The 15,306-nt window shown below is 60.1% G+C and carries 12 protein-coding genes; 2 read left to right on the top strand and 10 right to left on the bottom strand.

Annotated elements, in window-relative coordinates:
* Positions 1-21: 21 nt before the first annotated feature.
* From ACYQ47_RS03480 to ACYQ47_RS03515, 8 genes are all read right to left on the bottom strand, one after another.
* Complete coding sequence (locus ACYQ47_RS03480) at positions 22-774, bottom strand: peptidylprolyl isomerase (RefSeq protein WP_250467109.1); 753 nt, start codon at positions 772-774, stop codon at positions 22-24.
* A 72-nt stretch (positions 775-846) separates the two neighbouring features.
* On the bottom strand, positions 847-2,220 hold the full coding sequence (locus ACYQ47_RS03485) for an HlyD family efflux transporter periplasmic adaptor subunit (protein ID WP_244829623.1): 1,374 nt from the start codon (positions 2,218-2,220) through the stop codon (positions 847-849).
* A complete protein-coding gene (locus ACYQ47_RS03490; RefSeq protein WP_459904823.1) occupies positions 2,198-4,714 on the bottom strand; it encodes an FHA domain-containing protein in 2,517 nt (838 codons plus the stop codon). Before ACYQ47_RS03490 ends, ACYQ47_RS03485 begins: the two co-directional genes overlap by 23 nt.
* Before the next feature lie 202 nt (positions 4,715-4,916).
* Positions 4,917-6,383: an efflux transporter outer membrane subunit gene (locus ACYQ47_RS03495; protein WP_459904470.1), complete on the bottom strand. Its 1,467-nt coding sequence runs from the start codon at positions 6,381-6,383 to the stop codon at positions 4,917-4,919.
* 241 nt (positions 6,384-6,624) lie between these two features.
* On the bottom strand, positions 6,625-6,906 hold the full coding sequence (locus ACYQ47_RS03500) for a hypothetical protein (RefSeq protein ID WP_459904471.1): 282 nt from the start codon (positions 6,904-6,906) through the stop codon (positions 6,625-6,627).
* 27 nt (positions 6,907-6,933) lie between these two features.
* Positions 6,934-7,218: a hypothetical protein gene (locus tag ACYQ47_RS03505; RefSeq protein ID WP_250493432.1), complete on the bottom strand. Its 285-nt coding sequence runs from the start codon at positions 7,216-7,218 to the stop codon at positions 6,934-6,936.
* 331 nt (positions 7,219-7,549) lie between these two features.
* Positions 7,550-7,996: a DUF4399 domain-containing protein gene (locus ACYQ47_RS03510; protein WP_244829620.1), complete on the bottom strand. Its 447-nt coding sequence runs from the start codon at positions 7,994-7,996 to the stop codon at positions 7,550-7,552.
* Between the two features lie 36 nt (positions 7,997-8,032).
* The gene (locus ACYQ47_RS03515) at positions 8,033-8,470 is read right to left on the bottom strand and encodes a DUF4399 domain-containing protein (protein ID WP_459904473.1); all 438 of its coding nucleotides are present in this window, start codon (positions 8,468-8,470) and stop codon (positions 8,033-8,035) included.
* A 359-nt stretch (positions 8,471-8,829) separates the two neighbouring features.
* Between ACYQ47_RS03515 and ACYQ47_RS03520 the strand changes: the two genes are divergently transcribed.
* Complete coding sequence (locus ACYQ47_RS03520) at positions 8,830-10,740, top strand: SUMF1/EgtB/PvdO family nonheme iron enzyme (RefSeq protein ID WP_459904474.1); 1,911 nt, start codon at positions 8,830-8,832, stop codon at positions 10,738-10,740.
* A 118-nt stretch (positions 10,741-10,858) separates the two neighbouring features.
* Positions 10,859-11,857 carry a fimbrial protein gene (locus tag ACYQ47_RS03525; protein ID WP_459904475.1) on the top strand — a complete coding sequence of 333 codons (999 nt, stop codon included), beginning with the start codon at positions 10,859-10,861 and terminating at the stop codon, positions 11,855-11,857.
* Here the strand turns inward: ACYQ47_RS03525 and ACYQ47_RS03530 are convergent.
* Both ACYQ47_RS03530 and ACYQ47_RS03535 read right to left on the bottom strand, forming a co-directional pair.
* Positions 11,851-13,728 (bottom strand): DUF3857 domain-containing transglutaminase family protein, encoded by a 1,878-nt coding sequence (locus tag ACYQ47_RS03530; protein ID WP_459904476.1) that lies wholly within the window; start codon positions 13,726-13,728, stop codon positions 11,851-11,853. The two genes, ACYQ47_RS03525 and ACYQ47_RS03530, sit on opposite strands and share 7 nt — an antisense overlap.
* 61 nt (positions 13,729-13,789) lie before the next feature.
* Positions 13,790-15,025, bottom strand: a complete 1,236-nt coding sequence (locus ACYQ47_RS03535; RefSeq protein ID WP_459904477.1) for a glycosyltransferase family 9 protein — start codon at positions 15,023-15,025, stop codon at positions 13,790-13,792.
* Between the last annotated feature and the right edge of the window lie 281 nt (positions 15,026-15,306).

The following is a 15,306-nucleotide window of genomic DNA, read 5'->3' on the forward strand; positions in this document are numbered from 1 at the left end:
TAGTTTCGGCTTGGTTCTGGCTTAACGTGCTTCGATCACATGTTCCTGCGCGCGCGCCACCAGCCATTCCTCGCGCAATAGCCGGCGAATCTCGGCTGCAACGTCCTGATCGAGCTTCGCGGGATACTTCGACGTAACCGAGAAAATCTCATAGGAAGAGCCATCGGCGGATATGAACGGGCCGAGCAGATCACCGGCTTCTGCATTGAAGACCTTCGCTTCGATCTCCGGCTTGAGTTGCCCGCGCATCACGCGGCCTATCACGCCGCCTTCTTCGCGCGTATCGGCGAGCGAATGTTCGCGGGCCATGTCCGCAAAGCTGTCTGGGTCGTCGTTGAGATACGAGATCATTTCGCGCGCGCTGCCTTCGGTATCGAGCAGAATGTGGCTCACTTCGATACTGTCGAACTTCGGCGAATTGAGCTGAAAATATTCTTCGACCTCGCGCTCCGTACCGATGTTTTCAAGCATTTTTTCCTGATACAGCGTGTCGGTGATGAACACTTCGAACTCGTCGAGACTCACGGAAAGCGCATCGAGATAGTTGTTCATGTCGGCCGCGCGATGCAGTCCGCGAATGCGACGGAACTGGTCGGCGCGCGTCTGGATCTCATCGTCGCTTAGCTTGACGCCCGCCTTCTTCGCCGCGCGCACGGTCAGCTTGTCGCGCACCAGTTGCTCCAGCAGGCCGTCGAACTGGCCGTTGAGCTTCAACAGTCTAATCAGTTCGCCGACATCGACCACTTCGTCGTCGATTCGCACTATCGCCGTCATGTCGTTCTCCGTTGATTTGAGGATGCATCTCGCAGCATGTCCGACCGGTTCCGCGTGCGTAACCCTCCTTCCCTATCCCGCCACATTGCGGAAGGGGTCGAGCCCGAGGTCGATGAGCCGGCGCTCGCGCACGACGATCTCGGCAGTGGCGGTCATGCCGTAACGCAGCGGATATTTCGTGTCGGCCACCTGATAGAAGTCGCGATCGAGTGTCACGCGTCCTTCGTAGACAGGCTGCTTCGTGCCAGGGCTCGGCTTGGTCGCGGGCGAGATGAACGCGAGCGTGCCGTCGATCACGCCATAGCGTTGGTAAGGAAACGCGTTAAATTTGAGCTTGACGTGCTGTCCCTCGCGAAGAAAAGCACGATCGTGTTCCGCAATTTCGATCTTTAACACGGGCCTGGCGTTGGCGGGGGCAATGCCGCCCAACGGCGTGTTTGCCTGAATCTTGTCACCGGTCTGCGTGGATGTGACATCGGTGACGACGCCCGATACCGGCGCGAGTATCAGCAGAAAATTATCCTTGTCGATATTTTCGAACTTGATGCGCGCGGCAGCATCCGCCACGAGCCGCGCGGTCTGTAGTTGCAGACGCAACTTGTCTTCCGTGCTCGCCACTTCGCGCATGGCGGATTCATATTGCAAGCGCAGATTGGTCGATTCCTGTCCGCTCGTTTCGAGTTGCGCCTTCGCCTGCGTGAATTCGTGGCTCAGACGAAAATCCAGTTCTGCAAGTTTCGACTGTTCCACGCGATAGCCGCCATCGGCTTCGAGATACGCGTTGCGTTTGACTTCCACTTGCGATTCCGACACCCCGCCGCCGCCCGGCAAGGCAAAGAGCCGTGTGAAGCGGTCGAGTTCGGTCTTCGCGGCATCGCGTGCGCGGCGGGCGTTTTCGAGCACGCTGCGTTGTTCCTGCAATTGCGCCTTCTGTCCTTCCGCGAGCTTGCTCGTGCCTTCGTTCACGCGCTGTTGATGCTGATGCTCTTCCACTTCCATCTGATTCTTCAGCGCGACGATCTTGCGCTGCATGAGCAGCTTCTTCTCGGGGAACTGCTTCCATTCGCGTTCCGCATCGTCGAGCTTGAGTTGCGCTTCGAGCGCATTGGTCGCCGCTTCGATTGCACCACGTGCATTGAGGCGCGCGACGACGTCATCTTTGCGTACGGGCTGGCCTTCCGCGATGAAAAGCTCGGCAAGCTCGCCGTCGATCGGCGCGTAGAAGCGCCGCACTTCGGACTCCGGCGCGAGCGTGCCTTGCGCGGCCACGGTGACATCCGCATGTCCCACGAACGACCAGACGAGCGCGGACGCGACCAGCGCGACCATCGTGTAGATGAGGGCTTGCGTCAGGCGCAGCGGCTCGGCCGTGAGTATGGCGATACCTTCCGCGCCATGATCGACCAGCGCTTCCGATAAAGGTTTAAGGTGCGCGTCTTTCTTCACCGCTCGTGCCTCCCGTGGTTGCCGTCGTGATGGTGTTGGCACCGATCAAGCCGAGCTTGGTCTTGAGCAACTGCGGTTCGAGCACCATGCGTAGATCCTGCAGCGAGCGGCGCTGCAGGCTCGCCTCGTTGTCTATCTCGCTTGCAAGCGCCGCCCACTTACCGTTGTCGGCCTTCACTTGCCGGAAGATGCGCATGCCGCGTGTGGCCGCATCCTCGGCATCGGTGAGAAGTCGCGCCTGACTGCGGAACGTGTCCGACACACCCGATTCGAGCCGTTGCGATCCGCCGATGCCACCGTTCGTCCGATACTGATTCCATAGCGTCTGTGCTTGCGACATGAGGCTTTGCGCGCGCGCAGCAGCCTTGTCCCGGAGCGAAGCGACATCAGGCACGACCTTGTTTGCGAACCACGTGTCGCTATCGAGATCGAGCGTTTCGTAGAACGACAGCAGCGCTTCGTCATAAGCTTTCGTGCCGCGCGCCTTCTGCAAATCTGCGTATTGCGCGGCCACGGCTTTCTTGTGCGCGAGTTCCTTTTGCGCAGTCGCGGACCATGAGCCTTGCGGCAATTTCTGCAACCCGTCCAACGCATCCGGCGTCTTGCCGTCGCGCCAGGCATCGGCGATTGCAGCGTATTGTCTGAGCACCTCAGGTGGCGGCAGTTGATCCGCACTGATCTGTTGATACCGCTCCTGAAAAGGCGGCGTCGAAAAATTCGCCGTATTTATGGTTGCGGCAAGCGGTGCGAGGCTCGTGCCGCTCGCCGCGCTGCGCAGATCCGCATAGCGCTTGAGATCGGCGCGCACGCGATCGAGGCCGCCCAGTCGCGGATATTTGTCCGCATAATCCTTGAGCGCGCCGTCGATGGAATCGAGATCGTCTTGCGCAAGACCCTTAACGATGGTCGCATTCAATCGCTCGATAGCCGCGAGGTAGACAGAGTCGTCGCTCTGCAACTTGCGCAGATGACTAAGTGCAAGCGCATACGGCTCGCGAAACTCGGGCACATAGCCCGCAAGCCGGTCGAGATCGCGTTGATGCCCCGACGCATCCGCTTCCCAGTGCTTCAGAATTGCGCCGATCCGTCCTTCATCGTCATACATGCGAATGGGCGCATCAGGACCTCCGCGGCTCATCACGAAGCTCTCCAGTTTGCCTATCCAGTCGAGCTCGTCGATCATGGAGCGCACATCGGGATTGTTCTGACCGAGGGCTTTCATCTGCGCGATGATGGCGTCGGCGTTGGCGAAGTCGCCATGTTGCAACGCGGCCAGCCAGCGCGGAACATTTCCCTTGAGCACGGCTTCCGTGTTCATCGCGGCGAATTGCGTGTCTTGCGGATGCGTAAGCAGATAGTCGCTCGTGACGCTCGCAGCTTGTGCATAGTCGCCCTGCGCCAGCAGCGATTTCGCCTGACGTTCGTTCGATCCGCTGTAAAAGAGCGCCGCACCACCGGCGAGCATCGCGATCAGCACACCCGCTCCAATCATGCGCGTGCGGCGCGTTGTACGACGGTCATCGCCTGCGAAGGCCGTATGCAATTCGGAAACGAAAAGCGCCGTCTTGCCACGCCGCTTCTTTTCAGGGGCGGCTTCTTTTGCGGGGACAGGCTGCGAATCCAGATTGATTTCGTCTTCGATCGCCGCAGCCTGATCGACGCAAAAGATATCGAGGAACGAGTGCGCCGATCCGACGAAGGTCGTCTTGTCGCTGTCGAAGTTATTGTCGGCATGCGAGGCAGCCATTTCCGTGAGCGTCGATTCGCTCTCTTCGCCATGCAGATGCACGACATAGACGAAATGCGTGCCTCCGAAGGCAAGCGTGTCGCCATTCTTCAGTTCGACCGCTGACTCGCCCAGGCGCGCGCCATTCACGAAGGTGCCGTTGGTGCTGCCAAGGTCTTCGACGAACGGCGCCGCGCCCTTGACGAACACGTGCGCATGCCGCCGCGATACGTAATTCACCTGATGTGGATACTGCTCTCGATGACGCGCAAACGTAGCGTCGCTCTTGCTCACGAGAAACGGGAATTGCAGCAATTCGACTGGCTGCAAGTTCAGGTCGTTGCGCTGCGGAACGAGCGTGATGCTCAAGGGCTTGACGGCCACGTTGCGGCGCTTGCGCGGTGCAAATTGCACGCGGTATGCGAGACGGTTGCCGAACCCGATCTCATCGCCCGCACGAACGCGCACGGGCATTTCGCGCACGGGTGTGCCATTCACGGCGGTGCCGTTCTTGCTGCCGAGATCGGCGATATAGACGAGGCCATGCTCGATGAAGATGCGCGCATGACGACGCGAGAGTTGGGCGACGGCTTCGGGCGGGCTGGTATCGAACGGTGCTTCCGCGCGGCCAATGGCGAAGAGATTTTCGTCGATACGAATCTCCGCCAAATTCTCGCCGATTCCGTTACGAGCGAGCGGCTTCAGGACGACATCGAACGCTTCGCCCACGTTCGGCTGCTGTTCCGCTATCGGATCGCCTGGAGCCATGTCCATGTCACGAAGTGAGTCCACGAGCCTTGAGCGGCGCATGGAGCGGATGGGTCGTCCCGCCAGCCGAGCTATGCGACGGCGGGTGTTGAAAGTTTAAGTCACGCATTATCGTAGTCAATCGTGCAGCACTGGCTTAAAACGCCATACGCGAGCCGCTTGAGGCGATATGGAACGATCGTTAGCAAAGCTTGAGGATTGCTCACTGAGGTGTATCCGTGGATGCGTTCTGAACATTCACCGTTGGCCATCCGCCGCCGAGCGCCTTATAGAGCGTCACCGTATCCGACAGGATCTGCTGATGATTGGCGAGCAGCGCAAGCTGTGCGGCGAGCAAGGTGCGCTCGGTTTCAAACACTTCCAGCTGAGAAATCACGCCTTCCTTGAGCTGCGCGTCGATCTGCGCCGCGACGATGGTCAGATGCTCTACTTCCTGTTGCAACTCGACGCGCTGCTTCGTATGCGAATCGAGATTCACGAGCGCATTCTCTACTTCCTCGAACGCGCTCATGACGGTGCTGCGATATTGCTGTTCCGCGACCGTGGTTTGCGCTTCGGTGGTCTTCACGTGAGCACGAACGCTCGGATCGAGAACCGGGATGTTGATGCTTGGCAGAAAGCTGAAGGTGAAAGTTTTGAGCAGGTCCGTCAGCGCGAAACTGGCGCTGCCGCCGCGCCCGGTGAGACTGATGGTCGGCAATTGCGCGAGCTTCGCCTGACCGACGAGGTCATACGATTCGAGCACGCGATACTCCGCCGCGACGAGATCGGGACGCCGTGCGAGCAACTGCGATGGCAGCCCCGACGGCACCGGCGGCGCCTGCACACGCGTTTGCAGATGCCCTTCCGGCAGCTTGAATTCGCCTGCGGGAACGCCTGTCAATGTAGCGAGCGCGTTATTGGCAAGATCGCGCGAACGGCGCAATTCCAGCAGATCGCGCGTGAGGCGGTTCAATTCCGCGCGCTGCGTCAAAACCTGCGTATGGGGCACGAGACCGTTCTTTTCCATGCCCTCGAAGATCGTCAGGATTTGCCGGTTGGTCGCGATGGTCTTCTTCTGCTGCTCAATCTGATCGTCGAACTGAAGAATCTGGAAGTAAGTGGTCGAAACGTTGGCGACGAGTTCGAGATAACCCGCGCGCCAGTCGGCCTCCGTCGCGCGAAATTCGGCCTTCTGGGCTTGCACGCCTTTTTCCACCGCGCCCCAGATGTCGATGTCCCAGTTCACTTGCGTGCCCAGGTTGTATTGCTTCGAAAACATCTGGCCAGTGGTCTTTTCGAAGCTCGCGCCCGCACCCGCATCCATGGAAGGCAACGCGCCCGCACGGGCCTCGCCGATCTGCGCGCCCGCCACGTTGATGCGCGCGGCCAGCACCTTGATATCGAAGTTGTTGTCGATAGCCTGGCCGACGAGCGTATCCAGCGCGGGATCGTGGAACTGCTTCCACCAGTCGGGCTGAATGGTGGCAGCCGCTGCGACCTTGGGCGCGTCGATCTTGGTGAAGGCGGTCTTCTCAGGCGTGTCCGGGCGTTGATAAGTCGGCACCTTCACGTCGATGCAACCGGCGAGCAGAGCAAGCCCGCTTGCAAGGCCGACGCGTAGCAGCCCAAAGCGCAAAGAGCCTAAGCGCAAAGAGCCAAAGCGCAACGATGGCAACAAGGCTTGCACGATCTCGCTCCCGGTGAACGCGCACCGACGGTCAGGTTGAGTGTGGAGGCGTCGCGGCCCGGCTCGTCGATTCATCGAGTAAATCACAAGGCGGAACGGGATGCCATACGGATCGAATCGGAGGCCGCCCGCCGTCTTGCGAACGGCGGGCGGGTATTGCAAGCGAGACTCCCCGTGCCTCGCCTTTACCGCGTAACCACATTGATGCTTTACCGCGTCACTGCCGCTTTTATTCCCGGCTTCACGAAACAAACGGCGTGAACACGTTGATGTTGCTGACGTTGTGTGCGTCCTGCTTCGGCTTGACGTTCGAGGTCATGTCGCTTGCGAATGCAGCGTTGAGGCCGTTCTGGTTGAACGTGTTTTGCGTCTGGTTTGCGAGTTGTTCCGTCGTACCGCTCAGATCGAACGCGCTGCTGCTATAGAACGGCATGAGGAAATTCATGCCGCCGCGCACGGCCGACATTGCGTCACGGTCCATTTCGGCTTGATGGGAAAGATCGCGGATGGTCAGAGTGGACATGATCGAAGGCTCCTGGATAAGGTTGATTTAGCTCAGTACGGGACTGGCGCCAAGGTTGACGGTGCTGATGTTCTGCGCTTCCTGCTTTGGCATGACGTTCGACATCATGTTGCCGCCGAAGGCCACGCCCACGCCGTTTTGATTCACCGTGTTCTGGGTCTGGCCGATCAGTTGCTGCGTGCTGAACGAAGATTCGAACTTCGTGATGTCGATGCCGGGAAACAGGAACGACATGCCGCCGCGCACGGCCGACATCGTCTGGCGATCGAGCTCTTCGGTAACAGGCAGGTCTTGAATGGTCAGCGTGGTCATGGCGGTTCTCCTTGGGACTTCGCGCTTTGCGCATCGGGTGGTGGTTGGCGACAACTTGTTTGCGTGAGCTGTTAAATGCATAGGGTGTGCCAGTCGTCGTTCGATGCGGAAAAATATCTAGCAAAGCCTTGTCGCACATAAGCACGGTCGACGTAATGCGCTTAAAACTCAACCCACTGATGATGGTCTTCTACCAACACTTCGGACTCCAACTGTCCGTTATCGAACGACATCGCTTTTCTTGGGCCCGAGACGAACGCTCTCATCCGCGAAACGTCTGCGGATACGGCGTATCAACAGGGAAAGGCGGCGCTTAAGGCATGCGCGCCGCTTACTTGACGTAGATCGTGATCTTCTTCGAGTACACAGGCGGGTCGGTCGGGATGTGCCGGTCATCGCCCATCAAGAGCTGAAGTGTGTGCTTGCCCGGTGGAAGTTCGATAGTCGTTTCCGTTTCGCCCGCGCCGTAGTGCAAGTGATTGCGGTCTGACGGAATCTCCTGATCCATCGGCGGCAAGTCCGTATCGATCAACAGGTGATGATGCCCCGTGTTAGGGAATTTGACGCCGCGCGGCGCTACGCCCATGTACCGTAGACCGAACCACACCTTGATAGGTTTGCCCGCCGCGAAGGTCTGGCCATCGTTTGGATAGCCGATATAGGCGTAAGCGTTGGCGGGCGCCGGCGTCGGCCCCGCTACGGCGAATTGCACTGCAAACACAGCGGCAAGCAATGCAAAACGTGATAGCGCGATTGCGCTGACGGTTCGGTTCTTCATGTCATTCCCCTCGGCTGCGCGGTTGCCGTGCATGCTTCATCTCATCGTGATGGTGATCTTCTTGGAATAAACAGGAGGATCGTGCGGTACGTGGTTGTAGTCGCCCATCAGCAGCTGTAGCGTGTGCTTGCCCGGCGGAAGCTCCAGGCGCGCATCGGTCTCGCCCGCGCCATAGTGAAAGTGATTGCGGTCGGAGGGAATCTCCTGATCGAGCGGTGGCAGGTCCGTATCGATCAGCAAGTGGTGATGTCCGACGTTGGGCATGTCCACGCCCTTCGGACAGACGCCCATGTTGCGCAGTCCCATGCGTACCCAAAGTTTGCCGCCCGAGATCACGGCGCCGTCGGGCGGCCAGATGATGTATGCCTCGGCGTTCGGCGGAGCGGGAGTGCGCTGACGCGCGGCGGAAAAAGACGTATCGGCGGCGACGGCGGCGAGTGAAGCCAGTGCGCCAAGCACGGTTCTTCTCAACATGTTGTGCATGCCTCTTGATGAACAGTCACATGAAGGACTGACGAATGTGCGAGCTGAAGATACTGTCGTACGCTCGTGCGTGGAGCGATCAAGCCGTCGTCAGGTTTTTAGATTAGAACGTAACGTTTAAAAAAGATACTTACCAGAGAACGGAAGCGCACTCCTCATCACGCATACCTGCTTAATGGGGATTTAAGTGCCGACTGACCGCGTGCTATCTTTGTTTGTGCTGCAGATGCACGAGCGCGACGGCAAATGCATGGTCCTCGCATGCGCCGACTTTGCATGAGCATCCAGGCGACAACGACAGACGCGCGAACGGCGCGCCCCTAATCAAGCCGGACCGAAAGGGTGTGAATATGTGGCGGACTCTCTTCATCGCAGGCATGTTCGTGACGATGGGCGGCGCGTTCGCAGCGCCTTCCGATCCACCGCTTGAGAGACCTCCGGTCGCGGCCGCCGACACTCATGTGAATCGCATGGCGCTCGTTATCGGCAATACGCACTACGGCGACGCCCCGCTGCCGGCCGCGGAGCACGACGCATACGATATGAGCGTTGCGCTCACGTCGCTCGGATTCAACGTGACGCGCCGTATCGATCTCAACGAAACCGCCATGCGCGACGCGCTCGACACGTTCGTCATGCAACTGGGTCCACACGATACCGCGCTCGTCTACTTTGCGGGCCACGGTCTGCAGGCAGGCGGCGATGCCCTGCTCGCCCCGCTCGATGCCCGCGCCGATGCGCCCGTCACGCTGGTCGAGAAAGGTATTCCGGTGAAGGATGTCGTGGCGCGCATGGTGCAGCGCCGTCCGGATGCCGCGAACATCGTCGTGCTCGACATGTGTCTGAACGATCCCTTCGGTGCCGCGCCCACCGAGAGCGTGTCGTTGCCCGCGAACACACTGGTTGCGTACGCAACTACTTTTGCGACCGAAGCCGCCGAGACGGAACGCAACGGCCTTTACACCGCCGCGCTGTTACGAGCGATGTCCGGCGAAGCACGCACCACATCCCGGGTATTCGAAATAGCCGCCGCAAATGTCGCGCGGCTGACGCACGATAGCCAACGGCCGTGGATCGCATCGACACTCGATGCCGCATTCACACTCGCACCGATGTCGTTTGCTTCCACGGACGCCATCGATGCGACGCAATCCGCCACGGGTACGCATACGCGAGGCATTCTTCCCAAGGACAGCAGCGAGCAATACGAACTGACCTTCTGGGAATCGATCAAGGACAGCACGTACCCAAGCGATTACGAAGCCTATTTGAAGGCGTATCCGAACGGACGATTCGCCACGCTTGCCAAGGCGCGTATCGATCGCTTGCGTGCGGCGGCCGCAAGTGCGAAGCCCGCGGCATCGCCGCAGTTGCCAGCTTCGCCTACTCCGGCGCCGACGCCCAAGCCCGCGCCGCCTGTCGTCGTTGAAAAGCCGCGTCAAACCGCGCCCACGCCCACGCCCACGCCTGCACCGGCAACCACGACCGCCACTGTCGCAGTTGCATCCAAACCCGCAGCGAAGACTTCCGCAGGGGCCGAAGTAAAAGACTGCCCGTCTTGTCCCGCGCTGGTCCCGCTCTCGGCTGGCAGCTTCAACATGGGCAGCAACAACGACGATCCCGCAGAAAAGCCGCCGCATCGCGTGGCCATTGCGCAGCCGTATCTCATCGGCAAATATGAAGTGACAATCGAACAATGGAATGCATGCGCCGATGCCGGCGCATGCACACGTATCTCACCCGATGGCGACGCCGGCAACGCGCCGCCCGCCAATGCGCCGATGCGCAACGTCAGTTGGGACGACGCGCAGGTCTACGTCAAATGGTTGAGCAAGGTGGGCGGCAAGGCATATCGCCTGCCGACCGAGGCCGAATGGGAATATGCGGCGCGCGGCGGCACGCAGAGCACTTACTGGTGGGGCGATCAAATGAAGAAAGGCAACGCCGACTGCAAGGATTGCGGCGAGCCTTATCGTCCCGAAGCGCCGACGCCCGTAGGCTCATTTGCCGCGAATCCGTATGGTCTCCACGACATGAACGGCAGCGTCTGGGAATGGGTCGCCGACTGCTGGCACGGCAACTACAAAGGCGCACCGGCCGATGGCCACGCGTGGGACGATCCATCATGTTCAGTGCGCGTGATTCGCGGCGGCTCGTGGCGCGAAGGCGCGAGCTATATGCAATCGGCCACGCGATTCAAATACAGCTCGAGCGTGAGGCAATCGCAGAACGGTTTTCGTGTAGCGCGTGACGCGCAGTGAAGGCACGCAACGCAAGCGTGATGACGAATGAATTTTGTGCTATCGCTTAATCGTCCAGGGCAGGATTCATCCGCAACGATCGGCATACTCATTGACCCTTCCGATCATCGTGAAAGCCATGCGTTTTTTCACTTCGTCACCGTACGCCACAGCGCGCTTTTCCTCGGCAAGAGTGGCCATTGCCGTTGCAGCGCTGCTAGGTTCGAACGTGGCGCACGCAGTCTGCACCTGGATAAATGGTCAGAGCACGCAGACTTACGTCTTCGCAATTCCTAGCGTCAGCGTTGGACGCGATACCGCGGTCGGTACGTTGCTGTATAACGCTCCGCAGCAAACCGCCATCCCGGCTTCAGGTAATTTCGCCACGTGCGCAAGTAACGGGATCGTCAACCGGAGCGTCACCGGCGGCGCCCAGGTCTCCGCGAGTCCTTACACTTTCGCCACCAACGTGCCGGGCATCGGTATGCGCTTTTACGACAGCTACGGCGGCGTGCGGCGATACTGGGGCGCTGGCGACGGGGAGACCTTCAATGGTCAGTGGGCCTGGAACGGAACGACGCTCGGCGTGGAGGTCGTCGCAACCGGATCGGTAGGGAACGGTACAGTGAATGGCGCCTTGACCGCGCAGATGATGCTTGGAGGAACGCTCGTCGACGCCATTCTGAGCACCTCGCCATTCGCGGTAGTCGGCGCGACTTGTTCGGTCAAGTCGTCGGTAATTTATGTCACGATGAAAACGGTGAATACATCTGCATTGAAGGCGGTCGGTGCATCCGCCGAGCCAACACCGCTTTCGATCAACCTCGACTGCGCGTCGAACATACGCGTATTCGTGACCCTAACTGACAGCGTGGCGCCAGGCAACCGCTCCAACACACTGACGCCGACTAGCGATTCGACCGCGCAAGGTGTTGCATTGCAAATCCTCAACGGCGATACAGCGGTGAATTTTGGCGCCGATACATCCGTGGCTGGCAACCCGGGCCAATGGATGGTCGCCACGTCGACAGGCGGCCCAATGAGCATTCCGCTCGTCGTGCAATACATCCGGGTGGCATCGACCGTGTCGCCTGGCAGCCTGTCCGGGCTCGTCACCTTCACCATGTCTTATCAATGACGCGCCTTCACGATGATCTGCCCTTGCGTATCGCGCTCGATCTTCTTAAGCACCGGCTGCGCCGCCTGAAAGTCCTCGGGCGTGCAGACCTGCTTGCCGAAATTCGCGGTGAAAGTGCGCGAGATCTGAATCGTGTTGGTCGCTGCATCGAACAGATAGCGCGATGAAAAGCGGAAGAAGCCGCTATCGAGGTCGAGGTTGTCGGGCACTTCGACCACGTGCATCGTACGAGGAAGCACGATCTGCGATACCTCGTCGAACACGCCGCCTACGCACAGATAAGGTTGCGTACGCACGCGCTCCGCAAGCCAGTTGCGCGCCTGCGTCGCGATGCCGCCCGAGAGACTCGTCAACGCGGGCAACGCGGTCGTGCCAGTGGGCCAGACCACGTCGTCAAGCGTGCCGTTCACGGTCGTGGCGAAGGGGCCGCTCGTGGCATCGACATCGCTGGTCGTGAGCGCGCCCGCGCCACGCAGATTCGTATAACGCAGACGGTCCGTTGCGATCTGCTCGCGCCGCTCCGTATTCGCCGAACGCAAATTCATACGCTCGATCTCGGCACTCCATCCTGCATCCTCGACCCAGTACGCAAAGTTGGCGACGCCTCCGGGCGCCACGTCGATCTGCAATCGCGCCGCGCGCGACAAGGGCTGCGTGGATGGCGTGTGCGAAAGCTTGCCGGCATTCACGAGCACGGTCGGGCGATCCATGTCCGCGAGTGGCAGATAGCCAAACTCGACGCTCGCCGCCGTGCTATCCGCATATAGATTCAGATCGGGCATCCATGTGATGACGTGATTGATCGCGCCCGCGCCGTAGCCTGGCACCGAAGGCAGCGAATACACCGCGCCCAGGCCAATCAGCGCGGGCTCGTTGCGAATGCCCACGGCATCGAGCAACGCGCCGAACAGCGCGACATGGTCCTTGCAATCGCCATAACGATTCGCAAGTACCTCCGTCACGCGATGCGGCACGGCGGGACTTTGACCGATGAACATCGCGACATAGCGGATATTGCGGCGTACCCAGTCGTAGAGCGTCTTTGCTTTGGCGCGCGCGTCGGCGTCGTTGCGTGTGAGCGATTGCGCGAACGCGATCACGGCGGGATCTTTCGTGCTCGGGTCCACGGAAGGTTCGCGATAGCTCGCGGCGAAGCTCGCGTAATCGGGAAACGTCGACACCATCAGACGGTCGCCGTATTGCGCGTAAGCGACCGAGCCGGTTTCGATGCGCGCAATGTGTTCGCGACGGTAATCGAACGCATAGCGCGTGCGGCCATTCGCGGTGACGGGCGGCTCGGCTTCATAGCCGCGCGCATCGGCGAAGAGCGGCTTGGTCGCGGGCAGATCGAAGATGAGCCGCTGTGCAAGCACCGGCCGCGAACCTGGATCGACGTAATAGTTGAACTGCCCCGCGATGACAGGACTCGCCTGGCTCTTGCGAAACCGCAGATGCACCGTCGAGCCGATGCCCACCGCCGGAAAAATCACCGCGCGCAGCTTGGCGTCCTGAAACGTGGGCGCGCCTGCCGAACGCGGCTCCTGGATGTCACGGATCTGCTCGGGCGAAACATCGTGACGCGCGCCGTTGGCATCGACGGAATAGGCTTCGACGATTTCCACGTTCGACACGCTGCGGTCGTACCAGACGTAACGCTGCGCAATTTCGTCGATGCCGGCCGACGTGTTCGCGCGCAACACGGTGGTATCGTCCTCCGTCACCGAACCGTCTTCGGCCACGACGAACTCGTGGCTGTCGCTGATAACGGTCGATGGATCGTCGTCGCCGGATGCGGCATGCGCAATGCCAGTCAGCGCGATCGCCAAGACGAGCGCCAGGACGAGAACCAAACGGATCGATAGACGAGTCATGTCGCGGGCGCATGTGGGAGCTGCGTCAATCGTACATGAAGCGCGCCGGGGTCGAGCGGCGTCAGCGTGCAGCGAGCTGCGCCAGATCGGCCTGCAATTCGTCGAGCGGATGCGACCAGTCGCCGAGTTGCGTCTGACGATAAAGCCGCATAGACGGATACCAGGGCGTGAAGCGCTGACAGTCATACCAGCGGCAATCGCACGCGTTTGCAAGCAGCACCCATACGGGACGATTCAACGCGCCTGCAAGATGCGCGGGCCCCGAGTCGATGGTGATGAACAAATCGAGTTCGTCGAGCACGTATGCCGTATCGCCGAAAGCCGCGAGATACGGCGCCATGTCGATGACATCGTGCGCCTGCATCAACGCACGTTCGTCATCGGTCAGCGCGCCGACCTGAAGCGAGTAGAAGCGGCAATCGGGATTGGCGAACAACGCGGCCAGTTGTTGGAGTTGCATCGACCGGTACGGCTCATGGCGCACGTTGCTGGCGCTGCGCCAGCCGATACCGACCTTCATCCGCTTCGGTTCGCGTTGCATCGATGCAAGCGCTTCATGTGGCAAGCCGCGATTGGGATTGCATGCGATCATGCCGCCGGGATTCTCCATCGGAAAATATGGCGAATGCTGATAGCGCGCGAAGAGATTGAACACGTACGTAATGCGGTCGCAATGCTGCATCTCGTGCGCACGTTGCTCGGCCGTCGGGATGACAAGACGCACGCCTTCGCGCGGGCGGACGACATCGCGCCACTCGTCGAAGACTTCGATGACCAACTCTCGTGCGCCTTCCCGCAGCAAGGCATCGACGTAGCGCGAATAGAGCACGAAATCGCCGAAGCCGCCTTCGATGGAGATCAAAATCGACTTGCCGGCAACGGGTTCGTCTATGCCGAGCAGCTTGGGACGCGCCAGGTCGATCCACGGCATGTCACCGCTAAAGAGCACGTGGAGAAGCGACTCTCCGCGTCCGACATCGCGGTTGATGCGATGCAGTGCATGCGCTTCGTGATACTTGCCGCTCGAGTAAAGCACCATCGCGAGTTCTTCGGTGAGCTGGTAGCGCACTAAGGGAGACATGTCATGCGTAAGCGCTATCCTGAGACAACGTTCCGCAAGCTCGCGCATGCCGAGATAGTTCAAGTCGATGCCGAGTTGTCCGATCCATATGCCCGGATCGGGCAAGGCGGCGAGTCGAGTGATCATGGCCTGCGCTTCGACGGCGCGCCCGGCCACGCGCAAGGCGCGCACGCTGTCTATGTTGAGCGGTAAGTTCTGGGCGTCTGGGAGACTCATTTTTGTTTTGCAAGGTGCGAAGAGCGAAGCCGCGAATGCCGGCGCTCGGGCGCACATGCTAATTGCACGGTTCGCCTTAGCTGCAAAAAAATGTCGGATCGAGCTTTCGTTGCCGGGTACGACTTCCGAGCATAGACGCAAGCGTATCGATCAGGCGAGCACGTACGTGAAACAAACGCGCCGGTTATGGTAACCGTTTCCGAGTCTGTCTCGACGGGCTTAAGAAGAAGTAGCGCCGGCATCGTTCGTTTCGGTATCGGGTTATCCTGCTGCGAGACGCG

Source organism: Caballeronia sp. HLA56 (assembly GCF_054655155.1).

Bases quoted from the DNA above. Each gene is read 5' to 3' on its own strand.
- ACYQ47_RS03480 (WP_250467109.1), bottom strand. From the start codon at position 774: ATGACGGCGATAGTGCGAATCGACGACGAAGTGGTCGATGTCGGCGAA.
- ACYQ47_RS03500 (WP_459904471.1), bottom strand. From the start codon at position 6,906: ATGTCCACTCTGACCATCCGCGATCTTTCCCATCAAGCCGAAATGGAC.
- ACYQ47_RS03515 (WP_459904473.1), bottom strand. From the start codon at position 8,470: ATGTTGAGAAGAACCGTGCTTGGCGCACTGGCTTCACTCGCCGCCGTC.
- ACYQ47_RS03530 (WP_459904476.1), bottom strand. From the start codon at position 13,728: ATGACTCGTCTATCGATCCGTTTGGTTCTCGTCCTGGCGCTCGTCTTG.
- ACYQ47_RS03520 (WP_459904474.1), top strand. From the start codon at position 8,830: ATGTGGCGGACTCTCTTCATCGCAGGCATGTTCGTGACGATGGGCGGC.
- ACYQ47_RS03490 (WP_459904823.1), bottom strand. From the start codon at position 4,714: ATGGCTCCAGGCGATCCGATAGCGGAACAGCAGCCGAACGTGGGCGAA.
- ACYQ47_RS03510 (WP_244829620.1), bottom strand. From the start codon at position 7,996: ATGAAGAACCGAACCGTCAGCGCAATCGCGCTATCACGTTTTGCATTG.
- ACYQ47_RS03505 (WP_250493432.1), bottom strand. From the start codon at position 7,218: ATGACCACGCTGACCATTCAAGACCTGCCTGTTACCGAAGAGCTCGAT.
- ACYQ47_RS03535 (WP_459904477.1), bottom strand. From the start codon at position 15,025: ATGAGTCTCCCAGACGCCCAGAACTTACCGCTCAACATAGACAGCGTG.
- ACYQ47_RS03525 (WP_459904475.1), top strand. From the start codon at position 10,859: ATGCGTTTTTTCACTTCGTCACCGTACGCCACAGCGCGCTTTTCCTCG.